The organism is Gordonia jacobaea (assembly GCF_001186365.1).
GTDB lineage: Bacteria > Actinomycetota > Actinomycetes > Mycobacteriales > Mycobacteriaceae > Gordonia > Gordonia jacobaea.
In genome coordinates this window covers 128729-148375 of record NZ_LDTZ01000016.1, presented here as the reverse complement: position 1 = coordinate 148375, position 19647 = coordinate 128729, and the positions used below count along the sequence as shown (strand labels likewise).

Annotated in this window: 22 protein-coding genes; 12 read left to right on the top strand and 10 right to left on the bottom strand. The window is 64.8% G+C overall.

The annotated features are described in order from the left end of the window. The first annotated feature begins 11 nt into the window (after positions 1-11). The 3 genes from ABW18_RS09520 to ABW18_RS09510 are packed head-to-tail and all read left to right on the top strand — an operon-like array spanning position 12 to position 3228. Entirely contained in the window at positions 12-1118 is a 1107-nt protein-coding gene (locus ABW18_RS09520) for a TIGR03857 family LLM class F420-dependent oxidoreductase (RefSeq protein WP_049699023.1), read from the top strand. Next, the gene (locus ABW18_RS09515; RefSeq protein ID WP_049698764.1) at positions 1115-2206 is read left to right on the top strand and encodes a phosphotransferase family protein; all 1092 of its coding nucleotides are present in this window, start codon (positions 1115-1117) and stop codon (positions 2204-2206) included. The genes ABW18_RS09520 and ABW18_RS09515 overlap by 4 nt, the downstream gene beginning before the upstream one ends. Then, on the top strand, positions 2203-3228 hold the full coding sequence (locus ABW18_RS09510; RefSeq protein ID WP_049698763.1) for an NAD-dependent epimerase/dehydratase family protein: 1026 nt from the start codon (positions 2203-2205) through the stop codon (positions 3226-3228). The genes ABW18_RS09515 and ABW18_RS09510 overlap by 4 nt, the downstream gene beginning before the upstream one ends. A 24-nt stretch (positions 3229-3252) precedes the next feature. Here the strand turns inward: ABW18_RS09510 and ABW18_RS09505 are convergent, their stop codons facing one another. Further along, positions 3253-3867, bottom strand: coding sequence for a TetR/AcrR family transcriptional regulator (locus ABW18_RS09505; RefSeq protein ID WP_049698762.1), 615 nt, complete (start codon positions 3865-3867; stop codon positions 3253-3255). Between the two features lie 212 nt (positions 3868-4079). On the opposite strand from ABW18_RS09505, the gene pgfA reads away from it, so the two are divergent. After that, positions 4080-5150 (top strand): cell envelope lipid trafficking protein PgfA, encoded by a 1071-nt coding sequence (gene pgfA, locus ABW18_RS09500; RefSeq protein ID WP_049698761.1) that lies wholly within the window; start codon positions 4080-4082, stop codon positions 5148-5150. A gap of 75 nt (positions 5151-5225) precedes the next feature. Here pgfA and ABW18_RS09495 read toward each other — a convergent pair whose 3' ends face one another. From ABW18_RS09495 to ABW18_RS09460, 8 genes are all read right to left on the bottom strand, one after another. Further along, positions 5226-6113: an SDR family NAD(P)-dependent oxidoreductase gene (locus tag ABW18_RS09495; protein ID WP_049698760.1), complete on the bottom strand. Its 888-nt coding sequence runs from the start codon at positions 6111-6113 to the stop codon at positions 5226-5228. A 28-nt stretch (positions 6114-6141) separates the two neighbouring features. Then, entirely contained in the window at positions 6142-7407 is a 1266-nt protein-coding gene (locus ABW18_RS09490; protein WP_049699022.1) for a hypothetical protein, read from the bottom strand. 8 nt (positions 7408-7415) lie between these two features. Continuing rightward, positions 7416-7958: a Cif family virulence factor gene (locus tag ABW18_RS09485; RefSeq protein ID WP_049698759.1), complete on the bottom strand. Its 543-nt coding sequence runs from the start codon at positions 7956-7958 to the stop codon at positions 7416-7418. 96 nt (positions 7959-8054) lie between these two features. Continuing rightward, positions 8055-8255, bottom strand: a complete 201-nt coding sequence (locus tag ABW18_RS09480; protein WP_049698758.1) for a ferredoxin — start codon at positions 8253-8255, stop codon at positions 8055-8057. Positions 8256-8264: 9 nt separating this feature from the next. Beyond that, a complete protein-coding gene (locus ABW18_RS09475) occupies positions 8265-9626 on the bottom strand; it encodes a cytochrome P450 (RefSeq protein WP_049698757.1) in 1362 nt (453 codons plus the stop codon). Then, positions 9623-10453, bottom strand: coding sequence for an SDR family oxidoreductase (locus ABW18_RS09470; protein WP_049698756.1), 831 nt, complete (start codon positions 10451-10453; stop codon positions 9623-9625). Before ABW18_RS09470 ends, ABW18_RS09475 begins: the two co-directional genes overlap by 4 nt. Beyond that, on the bottom strand, positions 10453-11691 hold the full coding sequence (locus tag ABW18_RS09465; protein ID WP_049698755.1) for a cytochrome P450: 1239 nt from the start codon (positions 11689-11691) through the stop codon (positions 10453-10455). The genes ABW18_RS09470 and ABW18_RS09465 overlap by 1 nt, the downstream gene beginning before the upstream one ends. Positions 11692-11768: 77 nt before the next feature. After that, positions 11769-12356 carry a TetR/AcrR family transcriptional regulator gene (locus tag ABW18_RS09460; RefSeq protein WP_049698754.1) on the bottom strand — a complete coding sequence of 196 codons (588 nt, stop codon included), beginning with the start codon at positions 12354-12356 and terminating at the stop codon, positions 11769-11771. Positions 12357-12437: 81 nt separating this feature from the next. On the opposite strand from ABW18_RS09460, the gene ABW18_RS09455 reads away from it, so the two are divergent. The 7 genes from ABW18_RS09455 to ABW18_RS09425 all read left to right on the top strand — a co-directional run bounded on the left by ABW18_RS09455 (position 12438) and on the right by ABW18_RS09425 (position 19154). Next, a complete protein-coding gene (locus ABW18_RS09455) occupies positions 12438-13904 on the top strand; it encodes an aldehyde dehydrogenase (protein ID WP_049698753.1) in 1467 nt (488 codons plus the stop codon). 211 nt (positions 13905-14115) lie between these two features. Beyond that, positions 14116-14853: an SDR family oxidoreductase gene (locus ABW18_RS09450; protein ID WP_049698752.1), complete on the top strand. Its 738-nt coding sequence runs from the start codon at positions 14116-14118 to the stop codon at positions 14851-14853. Then, positions 14850-15719 carry an NAD(P)-dependent oxidoreductase gene (locus tag ABW18_RS09445; RefSeq protein WP_049698751.1) on the top strand — a complete coding sequence of 290 codons (870 nt, stop codon included), beginning with the start codon at positions 14850-14852 and terminating at the stop codon, positions 15717-15719. The genes ABW18_RS09450 and ABW18_RS09445 overlap by 4 nt, the downstream gene beginning before the upstream one ends. Continuing rightward, a complete protein-coding gene (locus ABW18_RS09440) occupies positions 15716-16120 on the top strand; it encodes a carboxymuconolactone decarboxylase family protein (RefSeq protein WP_049698750.1) in 405 nt (134 codons plus the stop codon). Before ABW18_RS09445 ends, ABW18_RS09440 begins: the two co-directional genes overlap by 4 nt. A gap of 9 nt (positions 16121-16129) precedes the next feature. Then, positions 16130-17503, top strand: a complete 1374-nt coding sequence (locus ABW18_RS09435) for an alpha/beta hydrolase domain-containing protein (protein ID WP_049698749.1) — start codon at positions 16130-16132, stop codon at positions 17501-17503. 46 nt (positions 17504-17549) lie between these two features. Further along, positions 17550-18170 carry a PaaI family thioesterase gene (locus tag ABW18_RS09430; RefSeq protein ID WP_049698748.1) on the top strand — a complete coding sequence of 207 codons (621 nt, stop codon included), beginning with the start codon at positions 17550-17552 and terminating at the stop codon, positions 18168-18170. Positions 18171-18203: 33 nt separating this feature from the next. Then, entirely contained in the window at positions 18204-19154 is a 951-nt protein-coding gene (locus tag ABW18_RS09425; RefSeq protein ID WP_049698747.1) for an amidohydrolase family protein, read from the top strand. Positions 19155-19168: 14 nt separating this feature from the next. Here the strand turns inward: ABW18_RS09425 and ABW18_RS09420 are convergent, their stop codons facing one another. Beyond that, positions 19169-19444: a DUF2277 domain-containing protein gene (locus ABW18_RS09420; RefSeq protein ID WP_049698746.1), complete on the bottom strand. Its 276-nt coding sequence runs from the start codon at positions 19442-19444 to the stop codon at positions 19169-19171. Positions 19445-19465: 21 nt separating this feature from the next. Here ABW18_RS09420 and ABW18_RS22890 point away from each other — a divergent pair, with 21 nt between their 5' ends. Next, entirely contained in the window at positions 19466-19633 is a 168-nt protein-coding gene (locus ABW18_RS22890) for a hypothetical protein (protein WP_160318044.1), read from the top strand. Positions 19634-19647 lie beyond the last annotated feature (14 nt).

Below are 19647 nucleotides of genomic sequence, written 5' to 3'. Positions count from 1 at the left end.
CGGTGACACCGATGCTTGCGGAGAAGTCCATGCTCTCCGAACTCGGCTACTACGCACTCTCGAAGCATCCGGTCAGCCCTGCCAACCTCGTCGATGAGGCGAGGTTGGCGGAGCGCATCGGGCTCGGCACCGCGTTCGTGTCCGAAAGATTCAACATCAAGGATGCCGCCGTCCTCAGCGGAGCACTCGGTGCAGCGACGACCCGCATGGGAATCGCTACTGCCGCAACCAATCACAACACCAGGCATCCCATCATCACCGCCACGATGGCCGCAACCCTCACCGAGCTGACCAACAACCGGTTCGCACTCGGCCTGGGGAGGGGTATCGCCGCGCAATGGCAGATCCTCGGAATCGACGACGTGACCGGTGCACAGTTGGCCGATATCGCCGACGTGCTGCGTCGACTCTGGCGCGGCGAGATGATCGTCGGCCACGACGGCCCCGCAGGCTCCTATCCACTGCTGAATCTCGGTGTCACCGTGGCGTCCGTGCCCATTCTGCTGGTGACCATGAGCCAGCGGACTCTCGAGTTGGCAGGACGTATCGCCGACGGCGTAGTCCTGCACACCTTTCTCGACGACGCCGCGACGTCGAACGCAGTTGCCACCGTGCGCGATTCGGCCAGACGTGCGGGCCGCGATCCGGACACGATTCGGATCTGGTCGGTGTTGGCAACCGTCGGCGACGAGCTCGCGGACGAGGACCGGCTACGCAGGCTCTACGGCCGTCTCGCCACCTACCTGCAGGGCTACCCCGATGCACTGATGCGCACAAACCGCTGGAGCACAGCGGATCTCGATCGTGTTCGCGCGACGTCGGCATTCTCTGACGCCACCGGACCCATCGACGCCACCGCGACGGCCGAACAGCTCGACGAACTCGCGCAGGCGATTCCGCAACATTGGGTCGCCGACAGCGCCGTCGGGTCGTCGTCCGACCGCGCCACAGCGATAGCCAAGCAGTTCGACCTCGGCGTCGACTCTGTCATCCTGCACGGTGCGACCCCGACCGAGCTGGCGCCGGTGATCGACGCTTACCGCGCGAAGCGCCCGCCTGCCATGCGTGAGCTGCCCGCGAATCCAGGACGGATGACACCGCGGGGAGCAGGCCAGTGACCACTCACCTACCCGCCGAAATACCCACGGACATCAGCAACGTCACCCCCGACTGGCTGACCGCTCTGCTCCGCGCACGCGGCTACGACGACGCACAGGTTGTCGAAGTCGACGCAACGCCCGTCGGAACCGGACAGATGGCGAGTTCGTTTCGCCTCGCGCTGCGCTATGCAACGCCGTGCCGCCTTCCCGACACAATGGTGGCCAAGCTGGCAACGGGACCGGCCGCCCAGCGCGAGTTCGGCTCCGGCGCTTTCCGAAACGAGGTCCGCTTCTATCGCGAACTCGTCTCGACCTTCCGGGTGCCGACGCCCGCGGTATTCGCAACGATCTGTTCCGATTCGGGAAGTGAGTTCGTCTTGCTCCTCGAAGACATCGCCGACGGTCGCCAAGGCGATCAGATCGCCGGGTGCAGTGCAGACGAGGTCCGATCTGTCGCGGTTGCGGCCGCCGGGTTGCACGGTCCGCGCTGGGACGACACAACACTGCTCGACGACTTTCCCCTCCCGACGCCGGACGATTGCGACGTGATGGAGTCACTCCTCGACCCGATGACCGACGTGTTCCGTTCACGTTTCACCTTGAACGCTGCGCAGTCGTCGGTCGTCGACTGGCTCGTCCGCGACGCAGGTCCGTGGATACGAACACCTGCTGAGCACTTCGCGCTCATCCACGGCGACCTGCGCGCCGACAACGTCATGCTCCGTGGTGACGGGTCGCTGTCAATACTCGACTGGCAGACGATCACCACAGGCAATCCGCTGCGCGACATCGCTTTTCTTCTCGCGACGAGTCTCACCCCGGACGACCGCAGAGTGCATGAGCGACGCATCGTCACCGACTACCACCACGCGTTGCGCGCATGGGGCGCTGCGCTGTCGACACCCGGCAACCAGTCGAGCGTCCTCGACTACACATTCGACGACTGCTGGCGCGACTACGTCGACAACCTCATCCAGGCTCCGCTGATCATCGTCTTCGGCGCCGCAGCGGCACAACCAACCGACAGAGGTGACACGATGTTCAGTGTGATGCTCGAACGCACGGCGGCAGCCGTCGCCGATCTCGACCCGGAGCGTCTGAGATGACCAGCCTGGTAATCGGGGCGAGCGGATTCCTCGGTTCGACGCTGACGCGTCGGTTGGTCGAATCGGGCGAAGACGTACGAATCCTGGTGCGCCCCAGCAGCGACACACGCACGATCGACGACCTCGACGTCGACCGACATGTCGGGGAATTGAATCACGCAGACTCAGTCGCCGATGCGATGTCGGGGTGTACCGACGTCTATCACTGTGCCGTGGACACCCGGGCATGGCTCCTTGACCCCGCACCGCTGTACGAGACCAACGTCGAGCTCCTCCGCTCCGTACTGGAGGTTGCTGCACGTATTTCACTGCGCCGCTTTGTCTTCACCAGCACGATGGCGACGATCGGAATACCCGAGTCCGGTCTTGCGGACGAGGCCACTGAGTTCAACTGGGACCGCAGGGCAACAGACTATGTGCGGTCGCGGGTCGCCGCTGAGCGACTCGCACTCAGCTATGCGCGTGAGCACGACGTACCGCTCGTCGCGATGTGCGTCTCGAACACCTACGGCGCAGGCGATGTCGTACCCACCCCCCACGGGTCGTTCGTCGCGGGCGCCGCACTCGGGAAGCTGCCCTTCGGCATACGTGGAATGCGTTGTGAGTCGGTCGGTATCGACGATGCAGCGGACGCGCTCGTCCTCGCTGCGGAGCATGGACGCAATGGCGAACGCTACATCGTTTCGGAGCGGTCGATCGATCTCGGCGAGGTCATCCGTGTTGCAGCGACAACCGCTGGACGTGCCGCGCCCAGACCTGTGCTGGGCCGCGCCGCGCTCTATGCCGCCGGCGCGGTCGGGTCGGCGAAGTCGACACTTACCCGTACCCCGGGCAAGTTGCGCATCGGTACGGTGCGTCTGATGCACTGCATTCCAGAGATGAGCCACGACAAAGCGGTTCGCGAACTCGGATGGCAACCGCGACCGGTCACCGAGGCGATAGCCGACGGCGCACGGTACTGGATCGAGCGTGCAGAGCAGCGTCGACGCCGCGCCGGCGAGCCCACCGAGCGACCGGCATGAGCGCCGCTCCGCGGAATTCGGGCATCAGCACAGGTACGCGACGATCGCCTCGACAAGTCCACGACGCCCCGCCTCGACGTCGGTGTAGGTCGACAGATTCGATTCCGACCACAACCCTCGCAGGGCACCTGGCAGAAATGACTGCACCCGTTGCGATTTGGTCGCGTCGACGTCGAGTCCGTCGAAGAAGCGCGCATACGCCGCCGCCCACCGCTGCTCCCATGCCGCCATAGCCGCCGCCGTTGCGGGATAAGATTTTTCGAGAGCCGAGGGGTCGCCCGGAAGCATCTGCCGCAGGTTTTCCACCGCGCGTCCCTCCCTGGCCGCGAGTGCGCGCCAGAATCGCTCGACCATGATCTCGATCCGCTCGGGCGCCGACATCGTGGCGTCGAGCGGATCGGGTGCAGGCTGCCAGACGTCGACGATGTGGTCGAGCACCGCGGCCCACAGTCCGTCGACGTCTCCGAACTGGTGCTGCATGGTCCCCCAGGTGACACCCGCCTGTCTCGCAACGAGATTCGCGCTCACCGGGTCTCCGCCACGGGCTGCGGCGAGCGCGTCGATCGCGGCGTCGATCACCTGTCTGCGGGTCTCGATACCCCGCTTGTTCAGCCGCGTCCCTTTGGCACTGACAACCATCTTTCGAATACTAGCGAATTCGACGGCCTCACCTCGGCCACGAAATCACGATCACATAGATCTATCTATGTCTTTCCCGGATCGCCACACCTCATAGAGCCCTGTATGACACTATTCGCTCAATGTGACCCCGGCCACATTGCACTTCGTTAGTCACCTGAGCCTTCTGCGGTGATCCGCCGGCTCAGCCCACCTCGAGATGAGGAAATCACATGAGTAAGAAGCGGACTCTCCTGACCGCGATCCTCGGCCTGCTCGGCGTCGTCTGTCTCGTCGTCGCGGCACTTCTGCCGACCGTCATCCGCAGCAACACCGCGCTGTTCCCCACCAATCTCGACCGCACCGCGGTACTGGCTGGTCAGGGCACACTCATCGACAGGGCATCGTTCACCACGGCAACGCCGGTCGCCACCACCGCCGACGTGCCCATCGAGATCATCACGCGTAACCAAAGCTCACCCGGTGCAACCGACGACACGGCGGCCACCACGACCACGGTGACCAGTCGCCGGTCCGACGTGGCAGGCCAGGCGGGAGTGTTCGGACTCGATACGTTGGCGGGCACGATCGATCGCACGACATACAAGGTCGCGTCGAGTCCCGAACCGACCCTGATCACCGCGCCTGCGACAACACCGTCGAACGAGTCCAGTTATGCCGGAACACTGTTCACCTTCCCCATCGGCACGGACAAGTCGGACCACACGCTCTATGAGCTCCGCGGGCACACCCCGATCACCATGAAGTACGTCAACGACACACGAGAGATCAACGGCGTCAAGACCTATCACTTCCGTGGCGAGGTCACAGGGGTGGACACCACACAGACGCACGGCGTCAACCAGCAGACTCAGATCACCATGCCCGCATTCAAGTGGGGCATCCCCGGCGGAGCCACGGAGCCGGTCACCATGAAGCTCTTCTACAGCAACACCCGCGACATGTGGGTCGAGCCGACGAGCGGCACCACCGTCGACACACACACCACCCCGCACGCGTATTACGCACGGTCAGCCGATGATTCGTTCAAGGTCGACGCGATCAACGCCGACCTACGATTCGACGACGCCACACTGACGGCGCTCGCCAACGACGCCAGGGACGCGCGTCAGACTCTGCGCACGACGTTCTTCTGGACGCCGATCGCACTGGGGATCGTCGGACTCCTTCTTCTCGTCCTCGCGGCCGTGGTCTATCTGCGTCGCCCGCGCAGGACTTACGACGATCCGCAATCGCACGGTCCCACCGCAACCGAACCGCCGCTCGTCGGTTCCGCGAACTGATCTCGTAGATGCCGAGTTGGTATGGGGTTTGTGCCGCAATCGGGCGCAAACCCCATACCGATCTTCTCGACACACTCACTCGGAGAGCAGACCGGCCAACTCCGCCAAACTGTATGGCTCCGTGTCTTTATGGTCGCGGTAGGCGACAAACGTCGGCTGGTGCGGATCGTATCGACCGATGAAACCCCCCGACGCCGTGAAGATCTGGCCGGTGATCTTGGCGGCGGCATCGCTCGCGAGGAATGTGTAGAGCTGGGCAACGTATTCCGGCGGTGCCGGATCGAGCGCCGCGTCGCGGGTGAAGTCGTCCAGTATGCCTCTCGCATGCAGGCTTTCGATGTGTCTGACGTAGTCCGGTCCCGACGACAGTCTCGACTTCGCTCCGGGCATCACGACATTGACGCGCACTCCGGAACTCATCAGATCGCCCGACGCGGCGAGCGCGAGAGCGTTCACGCCGCCTTTCGCCGCGGGATAGCCACTTCCGCCGAACGTTCCCAACGACGCGGCCGAGCCGGTCAACACGATCGATCCCGACCGCTGTCCGACGAAAACCCGTGCAGCAGACTGAGTCAGGAAGAAGGCGCTCATCAGATGCGCGTCGACCTGCTCGCGGAACTCGGCGGGCGTGATGGTCAGAATCGTCGACCCCGCGGGTTCGGCTATGCCGGCACAGTTGACGGCGATGTCGAGTGCGCCGAACGCATCGAGTGCCGCCGTAACCATGCGCTCGGCGACGCCCTCGTCGCCCGCTGACCCGCAGACACCCACCGCGTAGCCACCGCCACCCGTGATCTCGGCGACCGTGTCGTCGACGGCTCTCGCGTCGCGGCCATTCACCACCAGCGAGACCCCGCGCCCTGCAAGGGCATACGCGACGTTCAGACCGATCCCCCGCGTCGAGCCCGCGATGATCGCGACGCGCCCGGACAGGTGCGCGTCGATCGGGACGTCGGCCGCCATCAGATCTCGATAGCGCAGTGCGCGACCATCAGACCGGACTGCCGATCGGAGTGATAGGTAGTGACCGACCCCTATCGACGAACTCCCATGCGGCACCGGAACTGAATCGTGCGATGGCCACCTCGCCGGACTCCGACCGTTCGTCGTCGGTGAGCGCGAACGTGACCTCAAGGGCGTGGCCGGTGTCGGTGACGGCCTCGACGTTCCAGTGCGCGTCGACACCCGTGGCGATCGCCTGCAGTGGTTCGAGGTGCTCGGCGTCGAACAGTGTGAGCCAACCGCCATCGGATCGTGCGTCGGACTCATGCGGAATGGCCAGTACGACACCATCTCCGACGACCCGCGCCGTCACGCCGGTGTACTGCACGGGTCCGAGCACGGGGATCAGCGAGATCACGGTGGCCAAACCCTGCGCGTCGGGGGCGAGCGCCAATGCGCTGCGCAGTCGATCTGCCGCCAGGCCGGCGATACCGGTCAGCTGTTTGCGATAGATCTCGTCAACCTGTTCGGGGCTGTCGGCATAGCGACGCAATGACACGAGGAAGCCAAGGGCGAGCAACTGATGCTGCAGCGCAACCTCTTCCGCGATCCGGACGAGCGCGGTATGCGACCATTCGCGGAACTGGAGGTCGTCACACAGGTCTCCGCGATAGTCGACGCGCCCGTCCGTCGCGGTCGTGTCGATCGCGCTCAACTCGACGGATGCCGCTCGTCTGGTGAACATCTCCTCGGCGTCGGGTGGCAGTGGAAGCTCGTCGCGTTCTGGTTCGATTGTCACGGTCCATGCGCAGTGCGGGTGTTGGTCGGCCGGCCTGCGAGGCGGCCGGTGAATGGGCCTGATCCGCGCCCGACGATTCGTCGCGATGGCGGTGGCGTCGAAGGTCGGGTCCTCGATGTCGTGACACATCGCGGTCACGTAGTCGTCGCCGAGCGGCTCGACATCCATCAGTGCCCCACAGTGATTGAGCACGAAGGAGCCGTGGTACTCGTCGTCGATCTCGTAGCGGAAGTCCATGAACTGCGGCGGCGCACCGATGTCGAGTTGCAGGCATTTGAACATGTCGGCAACACCGTCGCCATCGACGCAGAGCGCGTCCCGCATGCGATGGGTGTAGACGGGGCTCGCGGCCATCCACTCCTCAATGGCGATCTGCGCCATTGTCTCCCGACCGAAAGCACTGATGAGATGGGCCATTCCGCTGCGGTCGATCAACTGACCGGACAGCAGGAGTTCAGGCACGATCGTCGCGAGTTGCGGAGCGGTGAGATCCGAGTACGTGCGGGCTGTTGACATCTCGTGAATCACCAGAACTCGACGGGCGCCTTGCCGAACGGATACCAGCCGGGCTGGTCGCCGGTGGCCTTTTCGATCCGCTTGAGCATCCCGTCGCTCATCGCGTTCTCCTTCAGCAGTTCGATGAACAGCGCCGACACATTGCCGTAGTCGAAGAAGTCACGCTGCCAACGGAATTGGAAGTTTCCGCCGTATTTGAACCAGCTTCCCTGAATGCCTTCGAGTGCGTACGGGGTCCCGTCCTCACGCTTACGGTCGTAGACCTGCTTCCACAGGCCGATCATCGAACCGGTGCGGTCGTCGATCACCCATTCCTGATACGGATAGGTCCACCCTTCGAGACCCTCCATCTCCTGACCGAGCGCGATCTCGCGGATCTCATCGCGGCCGACGGCCATGAAGTCCTTGTCCGGACCATAGTTCCAACCGTAGGTGGCGTCCTCGGTATAGAAGTCGGCCAGCGGTTTCCAGTCACCGGCCTGCTCGGCGACGATGTTCGCCTCGAGCCACCGTTCCTTCATCTCTTCGAGCTCTGCACGGTCGAATGCCATGACGTCACCTCTCGTTCGCTGTTCTTCAGGCACTGCTGTGTTCTCAAGTCGCTGTGTTCTCGGGTCGCGCTGTGTTCTCACGCTGTGCTGCGCTTCTCACGCCCTGCTGTCTTCGACGATCCGCAGGGCCTGGGTGGGGCAGTACTGCACGGCGGCTTCCACCTCGGCGCGTTTGCTCTCGTCGGGCTGTGGTTCGAGGATGTCGACGTGATCGACCTCGGCCTCGAACACGTCCGGTGCCTCCATCTGACACATGCCGTGCCCCTGGCAGATGTCGAGGTCGACCTCGATGCGCATGTCGCCCTCCTACTTCTGCCGTCTGCGGTAGCGCACCCGGCACGGCTGTGCGAGTTGCACCACCATCTTCGAGTGGTCGTTGCGGTAGGAATCCGACGGCTGGGACATCTCGAACTCGTAGTTCTGAAACAGCACCGAGAAGATCGCCTTGAGTTGCATGATCGCGAATTGTGCGCCCACGCAACGGTGTCGGCCGGCGCCGAAGGGAATCCACGTCCAGCGGTTGGCGAGATCTTCCTGACGCGGCTTCACATAACGGTCGGGGTCGAAGGCGTCGGGCTCGGGAAAATCGTCGGGCAATCGATTCGATACCGCGGGCGATACCGCAATCGTCTGCCCCGCACGAACTTCGAAGTCGTCGACCTGAAAGTCCTGCTGCACCAGGCGCATCAGGATGATCAGCGGCGGGTGCAGGCGCAGCGACTCCTTGAGCGCGTTCTCGAGCTGCGGCATCTGCCTGGTGTGAGCGAAGGTGTACTCCGGTCGCTCGCCCGCCGGTGTGTCGCGGTAGATCTCGTCGAGTTCGTCGTAGACGCGCTGCATGTAGTCGGGGTTGCGCAACAGTTCGATCAGGGTCCATGCGGCGGTGCCCTGTGTGGTGTGGTGACCCGCGAACATCATCGAAATAAACATCCCGGTGATGGTGTCGGCGTCGAAGCCCACCTGGATGAGCACGTCCATGAGGTCGCGATCATCCTTGTCCTCATCGGAGCTGTCATCGCGGCGCGCAATGCGCTCGTTCATGATGCTCTGGATGAAGTCGACGAGCTCCGCCCGCGCGGAGTCGCGCTTGCGGAAGCTCTCGATGTCGGCGTGCATGTCGACGTAGGCGATCGGGTCGGTGCCCTTCTCGAGGTCGTGGAACAACTCCGAGACCCGCTTGTCGAGTTGTTCACGGAACTTGCGGCCGATCAGACACGCCGACGAGGTGTAGAGCGTCAGTTCACCGAAGAACTCCAGCAGATCGATCTCGCCTTCGTCACCCCACCGGGCGATGATGCGTTCGACCTCGTTGGGAATCGTCACCGCGTGCTGCTTCATGTGCGGGCCCTTGAGCGCCGCGTTGTGGATCGCTTTGGATCGCTCCTCCGGACTCGCGTCGAAGACGACTCCCTCACCGAAAACCGGTGTCATGAAGGGATATGCCGCCGCTTGGTCGAGGTCCTCCTCGGGTGCGCGGAAGAAGTCCTCGTTGGCCGCGGCACCTGACACCAGCACCACCTCGCGGTCGGCGAGCTGGAACTGCCCGACGTCTCCGCACTCGTCGCGCACGCGCCAGAACAGTCCGATCGGGTCGGCTGCCAGTTCGTCGAGGTGTCCGTGCTCTCCGTCGCCACCGGACACTCGTTTCGGTGTCGTCAGTGTGCTCATTTCGTGCCTCCGGTCGTCTGGTCTCCGGTCATGTCTGCTCCCCCACCGCTCTTGTTGCGGGGGATGGCGCCCTCGGCCTCGACCTCGACGACGCGCATGTGCGCACCGCGCGGCATGCCGACGATCGCCGAGATCGCCTGGGCAATATGTTCTGGTGCAAGGAAATTGCCGTGTCTGGCAAGTCCGTGGGTGATCCACGAGTTGAGCATCTTCTCCATCACCTCGGGCGCGAGATTGAAACCCATGCCGGTGATGGTCTGGCCCGGACGGACGATGCTGGCGCGGACGCCCGTGCCCTCGAGTTCGAGTTGCGCTGTGGCAACCAAACCGTCGACGCCCGTCTTCGCCGCGACATAGGCCGACGACCATGGCCGTGGACGCACCGCGACGTCGGATCCGATGAAGACGAAATCGCCACGGCCGCGGTCGATCATCCCGGGGACGATGTTCCGATAGAGCCGATGTGCACCCACGAGGTGAATGTCGACCTGAGACGCGAAATCCGTTTCGCTCATCTCATAGGAGAGCCCGACGTCGAGGTCGCCGGCTCCGGCAACCGCGATCTCGATCGGACCTAGCGCTGCTTGGGCTTTCGCGACGCAGTCACGCACCGACGCGTCGTCGGTGACGTCGAGTGGGACGGCGACCGCCTCGCCACCGGCACCCGAGATCATGTCGGCGAGCTCCTGCAGCTTGTCGACACGTCGAGCAGCCAAGGCGACGGGATAGCCTGCGGCGGCGAGGTATTCGGCCGTCGCGGCCCCGATTCCCGACGACGCCCCCGCAATCAGTACGGGCCGACGCTCCGGATGAGGTATGTGTGCCATCAGCGCACCGTCACCTTCACCGGGAGTGACGCGAACCCGCGCACGTTCACCGAGTGCACACGTTCGGCATTGGAGATGTCGATGTCGACCGAGCGAATCGACCGAACAACCTCGGCGAGACCGATATTCGCCTCGAGCCGCGCGAGATGCGCGCCGAGGCAGAAGTGTGCTCCCATACCGAAACTCATCAATGCCGGGCTGCAGTCACGGCCGATGCGGTACGACGACGCGTCGTCGAATACATTCTCGTCGCGGTTCGCCGAGCCGACGAGGAGTAGTACCCGCTGCCCTTCTGGAATGACCTGCCCACCGTAGGTGACGTCTCCAGCGACTCTGCGCAGCACCATCTGGGTCGAATTGTCGTAGCGCAGTGTCTCTTCGGTCCACTGCGGCACCGCTTCGGGATCTGCGAGCACCTTGGCGAGCTCATCAGGATTGCGCCAGCCCCAGTACAGCGCGTTGGCAAGCAGTTTGGTGGTCGTCTCGTTGCCGGCGACCACCATGAGGACCATGAATCCGACGATCTCGTCCTCGGTCAGTGTGGTCTTCTCGCCGGTCTCGTCGTCGTCGATCTCGGCGGTGATGAGCGCGGAGACGAGGTCGTCGCCGAGGTTGCTGCGCCGCTCGGCGATGAGCGCGGAGTAGTACTTGTGCAACTCGAGGTAGGCGTAGACGGCCGCCTCGGGGATGTCGAGGACACCCTCCTCGCGGTGGAGCAACAGGTCGGACTGCTTCCGCAGGTACGCGCGGTCGGATTCGGGAACACCGAGCATTTCCGATACGACGTCCATCGGGAGCAGTCCGGCGAAGTCGGCGACGTAATCGAACTCGCCCTTGTCGAGGCACGAACTCCAATGATGGTGTGTCAGTGCGGTGATCCGGCCGGCGAGATCGTTGACCCGGCGCGGGGTGAAGCCCTTCGATACGAGTTTGCGGATTCGCATGTGCTTGGGATCGTCCATGGCGAGAAACGACATCGACTTGTGTGCGTCCGGTCCGTACGACGAGGGGTCCATCGACACGCCCCACGCGTTGGACAGATTTGTGCTGTCGCGGAATGCGTTTCGCACATCGTCGTGACCGGCAAGCGCCCAGAAATCCAGGTCCGAGTTGTAGTACACCGGCGCCTGCTCGCGCAGTCGTGCGTACGTCGGGTACGGATCCTCGTGGAAGTCGTAGGCATAGGGATCGAAAGGAATCTGCTGCTGCATCCCCGCGACCATTGCGGTCTCGGTCATCGATGAACCTCCATTGACGGTATGTGCATGTCGAGGGCGTGCCTTCAGGGCAGAGCCGCGCACCTGGCGCGACCCGCCTAGGGCTGCGCCGACAGGATCAGGCGTGCCGCGGCGACGAGCCGCTCGGATGTCTGTTCGTAGGTCAGATGTCCCATGCCTGCGTGGACGAGACCGCCCGCGTAGAGCATCTCCAGTGCGTCGACAACCGGACCGGGATGTTCGACGTCGACCTCGAGCGCCTGCGCGAGTCGTGTCCGGATGAAGCCACCGATCCGCAGTCTCAGGTGTTCGACGTCGGGGTCGGTACCGAGTAGTGCGACCGTGACCGCACCGCCGAGTTGCCCCTCGCCCGCGACCACGAGTGACACGTTGCGCAGGATTTCGGCGACCCGATCCTCTCGCGACAACGAGGCGTCGGCCTCCGGTACTCCTTCGGCCAGTCGGCGCCAAAAGACCTCTGACACAAGGTGGCTCTTCGACGAGAAGTAGGTGTACGCGGTCGCGGGTGCGACCCCTGCACGCTTGGCAACCACCCTTACCGTGAGGCCGTCGAAACCGTCTGCATTGAGCACGTCGACCGCGGCGTCCGTCAGCCGCGCAACCGTCTCGGCCTGCTGTGCGGTCAGTCGGCGACGCGTGGATTCCTGCGACACGGGGCTGGACATGTGACCGACGCTACACTAGGTTTGAACTCGAGTCCAGACACCTGTCCAGATAGTCTTCCAGTCAGCGTTGGAGCCCAGTTCATGTCTCTTCGTCCAGCATCAGCGTCGGATCTCCTGATCGACGGCAAGCTCATTCCCGGCAGCGGCGGCGTTTTCGACGTCATCAATCCGGCGACCGAGGAGGTCATCGGCCAGGCGGCCGACGCGACCGTCGACGATATGGACGCGGCCATCGCCGCCGCCCGCCACGCCTTCGACACCACCAACTGGTCGCGCGACGCCACCTTCCGCGCACACTGCCTGCGGCAACTGCGCGACGCATTGCTCGCCCACACAGACGAACTGCGCGAGCTCACCGTCGCCGAGGTCGGTTGCCCGGTGTTCCTCACTCACGGACCGCAGTTGGAGGGGCCCATCCGCGACCTCGGATACTTCGCCGATCTGGCGGAGAGCTACAAGTGGACCCGCGACCTCGGCGAGGCAAAGCCCATGGGAATCAAGAACACTCGCGAGATCCGCAAAGAGGCAGTCGGCGTCGTCGGAGCAATCACACCGTGGAACTTCCCGCATCAGATCAACTTCGCCAAGATCGGACCGGCGCTGGCAGCGGGCTGCACCGTCGTGCTGAAGCCGGCACCCGATACACCGTGGTGCGCCGCTCTGGTCGGCAAGGTGATCGCAGAAGAGACAGACTTTCCGCCGGGCGTCGTGAACATCGTGACGTCGAGTGATCACGCCCTCGGTGCGCAGTTGTCGACCGATCCGCGCGTCGACATCGTCTCGTTCACCGGCTCGACCGCCACCGGCAAGAAGGTGATGGCCTCGGCGGCCGAGACACTCAAGAAGGTCTTCCTCGAACTCGGCGGCAAATCGGCATTTATCGTGCTCGACGACGCCGACCTTGCGTCCGCGGTCTCGATGGCCGCGTTTGCCGTCGTGACGCATGCGGGCCAGGGCTGCGCGATCACCACTCGACTCGTCGTCCCGCGTGAGAAGCTCGCGGAGGCAACGGCATTGGCGCGCGACTCGCTTGCCGGCTTCGCAGCGGCCGACCCCACCGATCCCGGCACCATCTGCGGTCCCGTCATCTCGGCGACGCAGCGTGAGCGTGTGGAGTCCTACATCGAGCTCGCGCAGACCGAAGGCGGCACGATCGAGATCGGCGGCGCACGACCCGCCGACAAGGACAAGGGCTTCTTCGTATCGCCGACCCTGATCTCCGGCCTCGACAACTCGTCCCGCACGGCGCAGGAGGAGATATTCGGCCCGGTGCTCGTCATTCTCGGCCACGACGGCGACGACGACGCCATCCGCATCGCCAACGACTCCCCCTACGGCCTCTCGGGGGCCGTCTGGGGAACCGATCGCGACCGCATCAACAGGGTCGTCGACGGCGTCCGCACCGGAACGATGTCGATCAACGGCGGCATCTGGTACTCCGCCGACGTCCCGTTCGGCGGCTACAAACAATCGGGTATCGGCCGCGAGATGGGCGTCGCGGGCTTCGAGGAGTACCTCGAGACCAAGGCCATCGCGGAGCCTGCGTGATCTCGACAAGCTCGATCAGCGGGAAACAGCTCGATCAGCGGCTCCCACCGCTGGTCGAGCGGGCGCGAGCGCAGCGAGCACCCCGGTCGAGACCACCCACCCCAGCGCGAGCAGGCACGCCACCACCGCTGGTCGAGCGGGCGCGAGCGCAGCGAGCACCCGAGTCGAGACCACCCACCCCACCCCCAACCTCGAAGGAGACAGCAGCGCAATGACTTCCGCACGATTCACTGATCGCACCTACATCGTCACCGGAGCCGCGGGCGGCATCGGCGAGGCGTACGCCCGCGGCCTCGCCGCCGAGGGCGCGAACGTCGTGATCGCCGACCTCAACGACGACGCAGGCGAGAAGGTCGCCGCCGACATCGGCGGACGGTACGTCCACACCGACGTCTCCGACCCCGACTCCGCGCAATCCCTCGCTGCCGCAACGGTCGACGCGTACGGCTCCATCGACGGCCTGGTCAACAACGCGGCGATCTACGGCGGCATGAAGCTCGACTTCCTCATCACCGTGCCGTGGGACTATTACAAGAAGTTCATGAGCGTCAACCTCGATGGCGCACTCAACGTCACCCGCGCGGTGTACGGACACATGCGCAACGGCGGGGCCATCGTCAACCAATCCTCCACCGCCGCATGGCTCTACAGCGGCTTCTACGGCCTCGCCAAGGTCGGGATCAACGGGCTGACGCAGCAGTTGGCGACCGAACTCGGTGGCCAGAACATCCGTGTCAACGCCATCGCTCCCGGCCCGATCGACACCGAGGCGACACGCGAGACGACGCCCAAGGAGATGGTCGCCGACATCGTCAACCGTCTGCCGCTCAAGCGATTCGGCCAGCCCGAGGACCTGGTCGGGATGTGCCTGTTCCTGCTCTCCGACGAGGCCAGTTGGGTCACCGGACAGATCTTCAATGTCGACGGCGGGCAGGTCATCCGCTCATGACCACCGACTCCGCGTCCCGTCTTGGCTATGTCGGGCTCGGCAACATCGGGGGCCCGATGGCCGGCCGATTGGCGAAATGGCAAGGCGGACTGACAGTTTTCGACCTTTCCCCCGATGCTGTCGTCAAGGTCGTCGACCAGGGTGCACGCGCGGCGTCGTCGTTGTCGGAGCTCGCGGCGTCGTCGGACATCATCGGCATCTGTGTGCGCGACGACGCGCAGGTCCGCACGGTAGTGACTGACCTGCTCGAAAGCGCAGCGCGCGGAACGATCCTCACGGTCCACTCGACGATCAGCCCCGAGACCGCCGTCGACCTCGCTGCCGTCTGCGCCGAACGTGGAGTGACGCTGCTCGACGCCCCGATCTCCGGTGGCGCACCCGGCGCGGAGCAGGGCCGTCTCGCCGTGATGGTCGGCGGGCCGCGAGATGCCTACGTACGCCTGAAGGAACCCTTCGCGCTGACCTCCGACATGCTCGTCCACGCGGGAGACGACGTGGGTGCGGGCACCAAGATGAAGCTCGCTCGCAACCTGCTGCACTTCATCTCGTTCGCGGCAACCGCGGAGGCTTCACGGTTGGCGCAGGCAGCGGGCATCGACGTCGCCAAACTGGGCAAGGTGGTCCGCCACACCGACGCCATCACCGGCGGCGCGGGCGCGATCATGCTGCGCGACACCACGGCACCGATCGAACCCGACGACTTCTGGTACGGCATCTTCACGCACGTACGCGAGCTGGGCGAGAAGGATCTCTCGCTCGCGCTGAGCCTCGGCGACACTCTCGACGTCGAACTGCCCTTGGGGACAGAGGCACTCGCCGATCTCGCCACAGGTCTCGGCGTGCCACACAGCGAAGGAGAGAAATGACCGACGACGCAATCTCGACCCCGGACGCCCAGACCGAGCAACGCAAACGCGGGCTGGATCTGATGTCGCAGGTCTACGGGTGGGAAATGTCAGACGGCCCCGGCCTGCACTTCGCGCACACTGCCGATCAACTCTTCGCCGAAGTCTGGTCGCGGCCGGCGCTGAGTATCCGCGATCGACGGCTCATCCTGCTCGGCGCTCTCGCCGCGAGCGGACAGGTCGACGTCGCCGAGATCCAGGCGGGCGCCGCGCTCGGCAACGAAGAACTGACGCCCGAGCAGCTCGAAGAGATCGCGCTGTTCCTCTGCTACTACGTCGGTTGGCCGCTGGGCACCAAGATGAACATGATGTTCGGCCAGGTGATCAGCAAGTACCGCAAGTCGCAGAGTAGGCCGGGCTAGCCTCGAGGGATGACTGCGACGATCGCTTTCCGTGAGTTGACCGGCGGAGCGGGACAGACCAGCGTGATGTCTGCGTCCCCCGGCCCAGACCTCGCCGGCCATGGATATTCCGAACTCGAGTACGCCGCCAGCGGGATTGCCCGACGCTTCGTCGAAAGACCAGACGGTGAACTCGACGGTGTCGAACCTGCACCGTTCACCACACGCATCCTCGTACGTCGACCCGACGCCGCGCAGTTCAACGGTCACGTCGTCGTCGAATGGTTCAACGTCAGCAGCGGCGCCGACTCCGCACCCGAATACACCTACGTCGCACAGGAATTGGTGCGGTCAGGGACAGCGTATGTCGGCATCTCGGCGCAGTACACGGGCATCGCGGGTGGCCGAGATTCCGTCGACCTCGAAACGACGGGCGCGGGAACCGCAGGAGTCCAGGGCGATTCGCTGGAGGCGAAGGACCCGGAGCGCTATGCGGGGCTGCATCATCCGGGCGACGGGTACAGCTACGACATGTTCGGGGCGATCGCACAAGCCCTGCGCGACAACGATTCCGATCGGCACCCCCTCGTCGGCCTCGACGTGCGTTGGGTGACCGCGGCAGGCGAATCGCAATCTGCGATGGCGTTGACAACCTACGTGAATCGGATCGCACAGAAACACGATGCGATTGATGGGGCGCTGATCCACTCGCGCCCACTCGGACAACTGCCCCTCGGCGAGCCGGGCAGACCGATCGACATCTCCCCCGCCTACGCGGGGCCACCGCAACCGATCCGCTCCGACGCCACAACCCCGGTGTTCGTCGTACAGACGGAGACCGATGTACTCACCGACTTTCGCTATATCGAAGCGCGACAACCGGATACGGACGTCTTCCGCGCGTGGGAGGTCGCCGGGACATCGCACGCCGATCTCGTACAGATCGGCGAGTACGAAGATCTTCTCGGATGCCCGCAGCCGGTCAACCGCGGCCAGCAGGTGTTTGTGCTGCGCGCAGCGGTGGCGCATCTGCGCGAGTGGATCGAGAACGGAACGCCGCCACCGACTTCCGCACCGCTCGACGTCGACGTCACCGCCGCATCGCCGCACTACGTGCGCGACGACGTCGGGAATGTGCTCGGGGGCGTTCGCACACCATGCGTCGATGCACCGACCGAGGTGCTCAGCGGCGTCGTCACCGGCGACGTACCGCGCATCTGCGTGCTCTTCGGCTCCACCACACCGCTATCCGACGACGAACTCGCAACGCGCTATCCGACTCGCGACGACTATCTGCGTGCGTATGAGGCATCGACAGACGACGCCATCGCGCGCGGAGTGATCAGTCCTGCCGACCGGGACGAAGTTCTGGCCGACGCCCGTCCGGGACCGCTGACGCGCTGACAGGACTGTGCATGTCTGTGTCGTTTCCGATCGAAGAGAGCCACCCGTGGACTTCACGCTAGAAGACATCTCCGACGATGAGATCGCCCGACGCCGAGCGGTTTTCGAGCCGCTGGTCGCATCGGTGCGCGACCTCGTCGACGCCGTCATCCGCACCGAGGTCGACGACGAGGTGGTCGTCGACGCCCAGCGCACGGTGTCGGGCGTCGTCGACGCGCTGCGCGCCCAGCAGATGGACGGCGCCTACGGCGTGCGCTACACCAGCAACCTGGTCGGCATGGCCTGGGGCAACGCTGTGATGGGGATGCGCAACGCGATCGCACCGCCCGTGCATTCGACGCCCGACGGCGGCGGCGTACGTGCCGAGTTCACCCTCGGTGCCGCCTACGAGGGCCCACCGGGGCATGTTCATGGCGGAGTCTGCGCTCTGGTCCTCGATCAGGTCCTGGGTGAAGCCGCTGCCGCCGACAACAAGGCGAGTTACACCGGCACGATCGAGTTCCGCTACCTACGGCCGACTCCGTTGGGACAGTTGGTCGCTCGCGCCGAGATCGTCGAACGAGCGGGTCGCAAGAAGACAGTGCGCGGCACATTGTCGGATGCCCGCGGGATCACCGTCGAAGCCGAGGGACTCTTCATCGTTCCGAAGGACGTGCCCGAGTTGTAGTTCGCGACGGCGCTCGCGGCGTACGGTGATTTTGTGACCGACCCAGAAACCGGAACAGCAGACACGGCCGCCCACGACCACGACAGCCCGCCTGCACCGTTCACGGCTGCGGAAGCCGCGCAGGTACGGCAGTTCTGGCGCGACCTGGGGCTACCCGGGATCATCGATGTACACACGCACTTCATGCCTCGTCGGGTGATGGACAAGGTGTGGGCCTATTTCGATTCGGTGGGGCCGATGATCGGTCGGGAATGGCCGATTACCTATCGCGCCGACGAGGACGTGCGTGTCTCGGCGTTGCAGGCCTTCGGAGTTCGCGTTTACACGTCGATGATCTACCCACACAAAGCCGACATGGCCGAGTGGCTCAACGGCTGGGGCGCCGATTTCGCCTCGCACCACCCCGACTGTCTGCACACGTCGACGTTCTATCCGGAGCCCGACGCAGCGTCGTACGTCTCGAAGGCGATCGAGCGCGGAACGCGAGTCTTCAAGTCGCACATCCAGGTCGGCGACTACTCACCGCTCGACCCGAGCCTCACGAGTGTCTGGGCGCAGATCGCCGACGTCGGGGTGCCAGTCGTGATCCATTGCGGTTCGGGGCCGACGCCCGGCCGTTTCACCGGACCCGAACCGATCGCTGCGCTGCTGCGGCAGTTCCCGTCGCTTCCGCTGATCGTCGCGCACATGGGTACGCCGGAGTACGAGGCATTTCTCGATTTGGCCAACACCTACGAGAACGTTCGGCTCGATACGACGATGTCGTTCACCGATTTTTCCGAGGAGGGTGCGCCCTTCCCGGTCGAGCTCCGGCCACGCCTACTCGAACTCGGCGACAAGATCCTGTTCGGCAGCGACTACCCGAACATCCCGTATCGCTACACCGAGGCGCTCGACGCACTGGTGCGACTCGACCTCGGCGACGACTGGTTGCGCGGGGTGTTCTACGACAACGCGGCGTCACTCTTCGGCGTCGGCGCGTGAGGTGACCGGCTCGCTCAGCGCGATTGCGACGCCGCGATGCGGGCCTGCACCTCGGGTCGCCGTAGCGGCGGCACCGTCTTGGGTGGTTGACGACGCTCCGGGAGCGCGTCGAGCAGTGTTTCGGTTGCTGCCGTTACCGCCGCGACCGCAGCCTCGAACGCCTCGGCATTCGCGGCCGACGGGTGCCGGACTCCGCTGACCTTGCGGACGTACTGCCGGGCCGCGGCCTCGACCTCGTCGTCGGTCGCGGGCGGCTCGAGCCCGCGCAGCTCGGTGATGTTGCGACACATGGTGGCTCCTCTTCTCGGTTGGTGGTCTCGACAAGCTCGACCAGCGGGCCGGCGCTCGACCAGCTTCCCGCTGGTTGGTGGTCTCGACCAGCTTCCCGCTGGCTGGTGGTCTCGACCAGCTTCCCGCTGGCTGGTGGTCTCGACAAGCTCGACCAGCGGGCTGCGCTCGACCAGCTTCCCGCTGGTTGAGCGAGCGCGAGCGC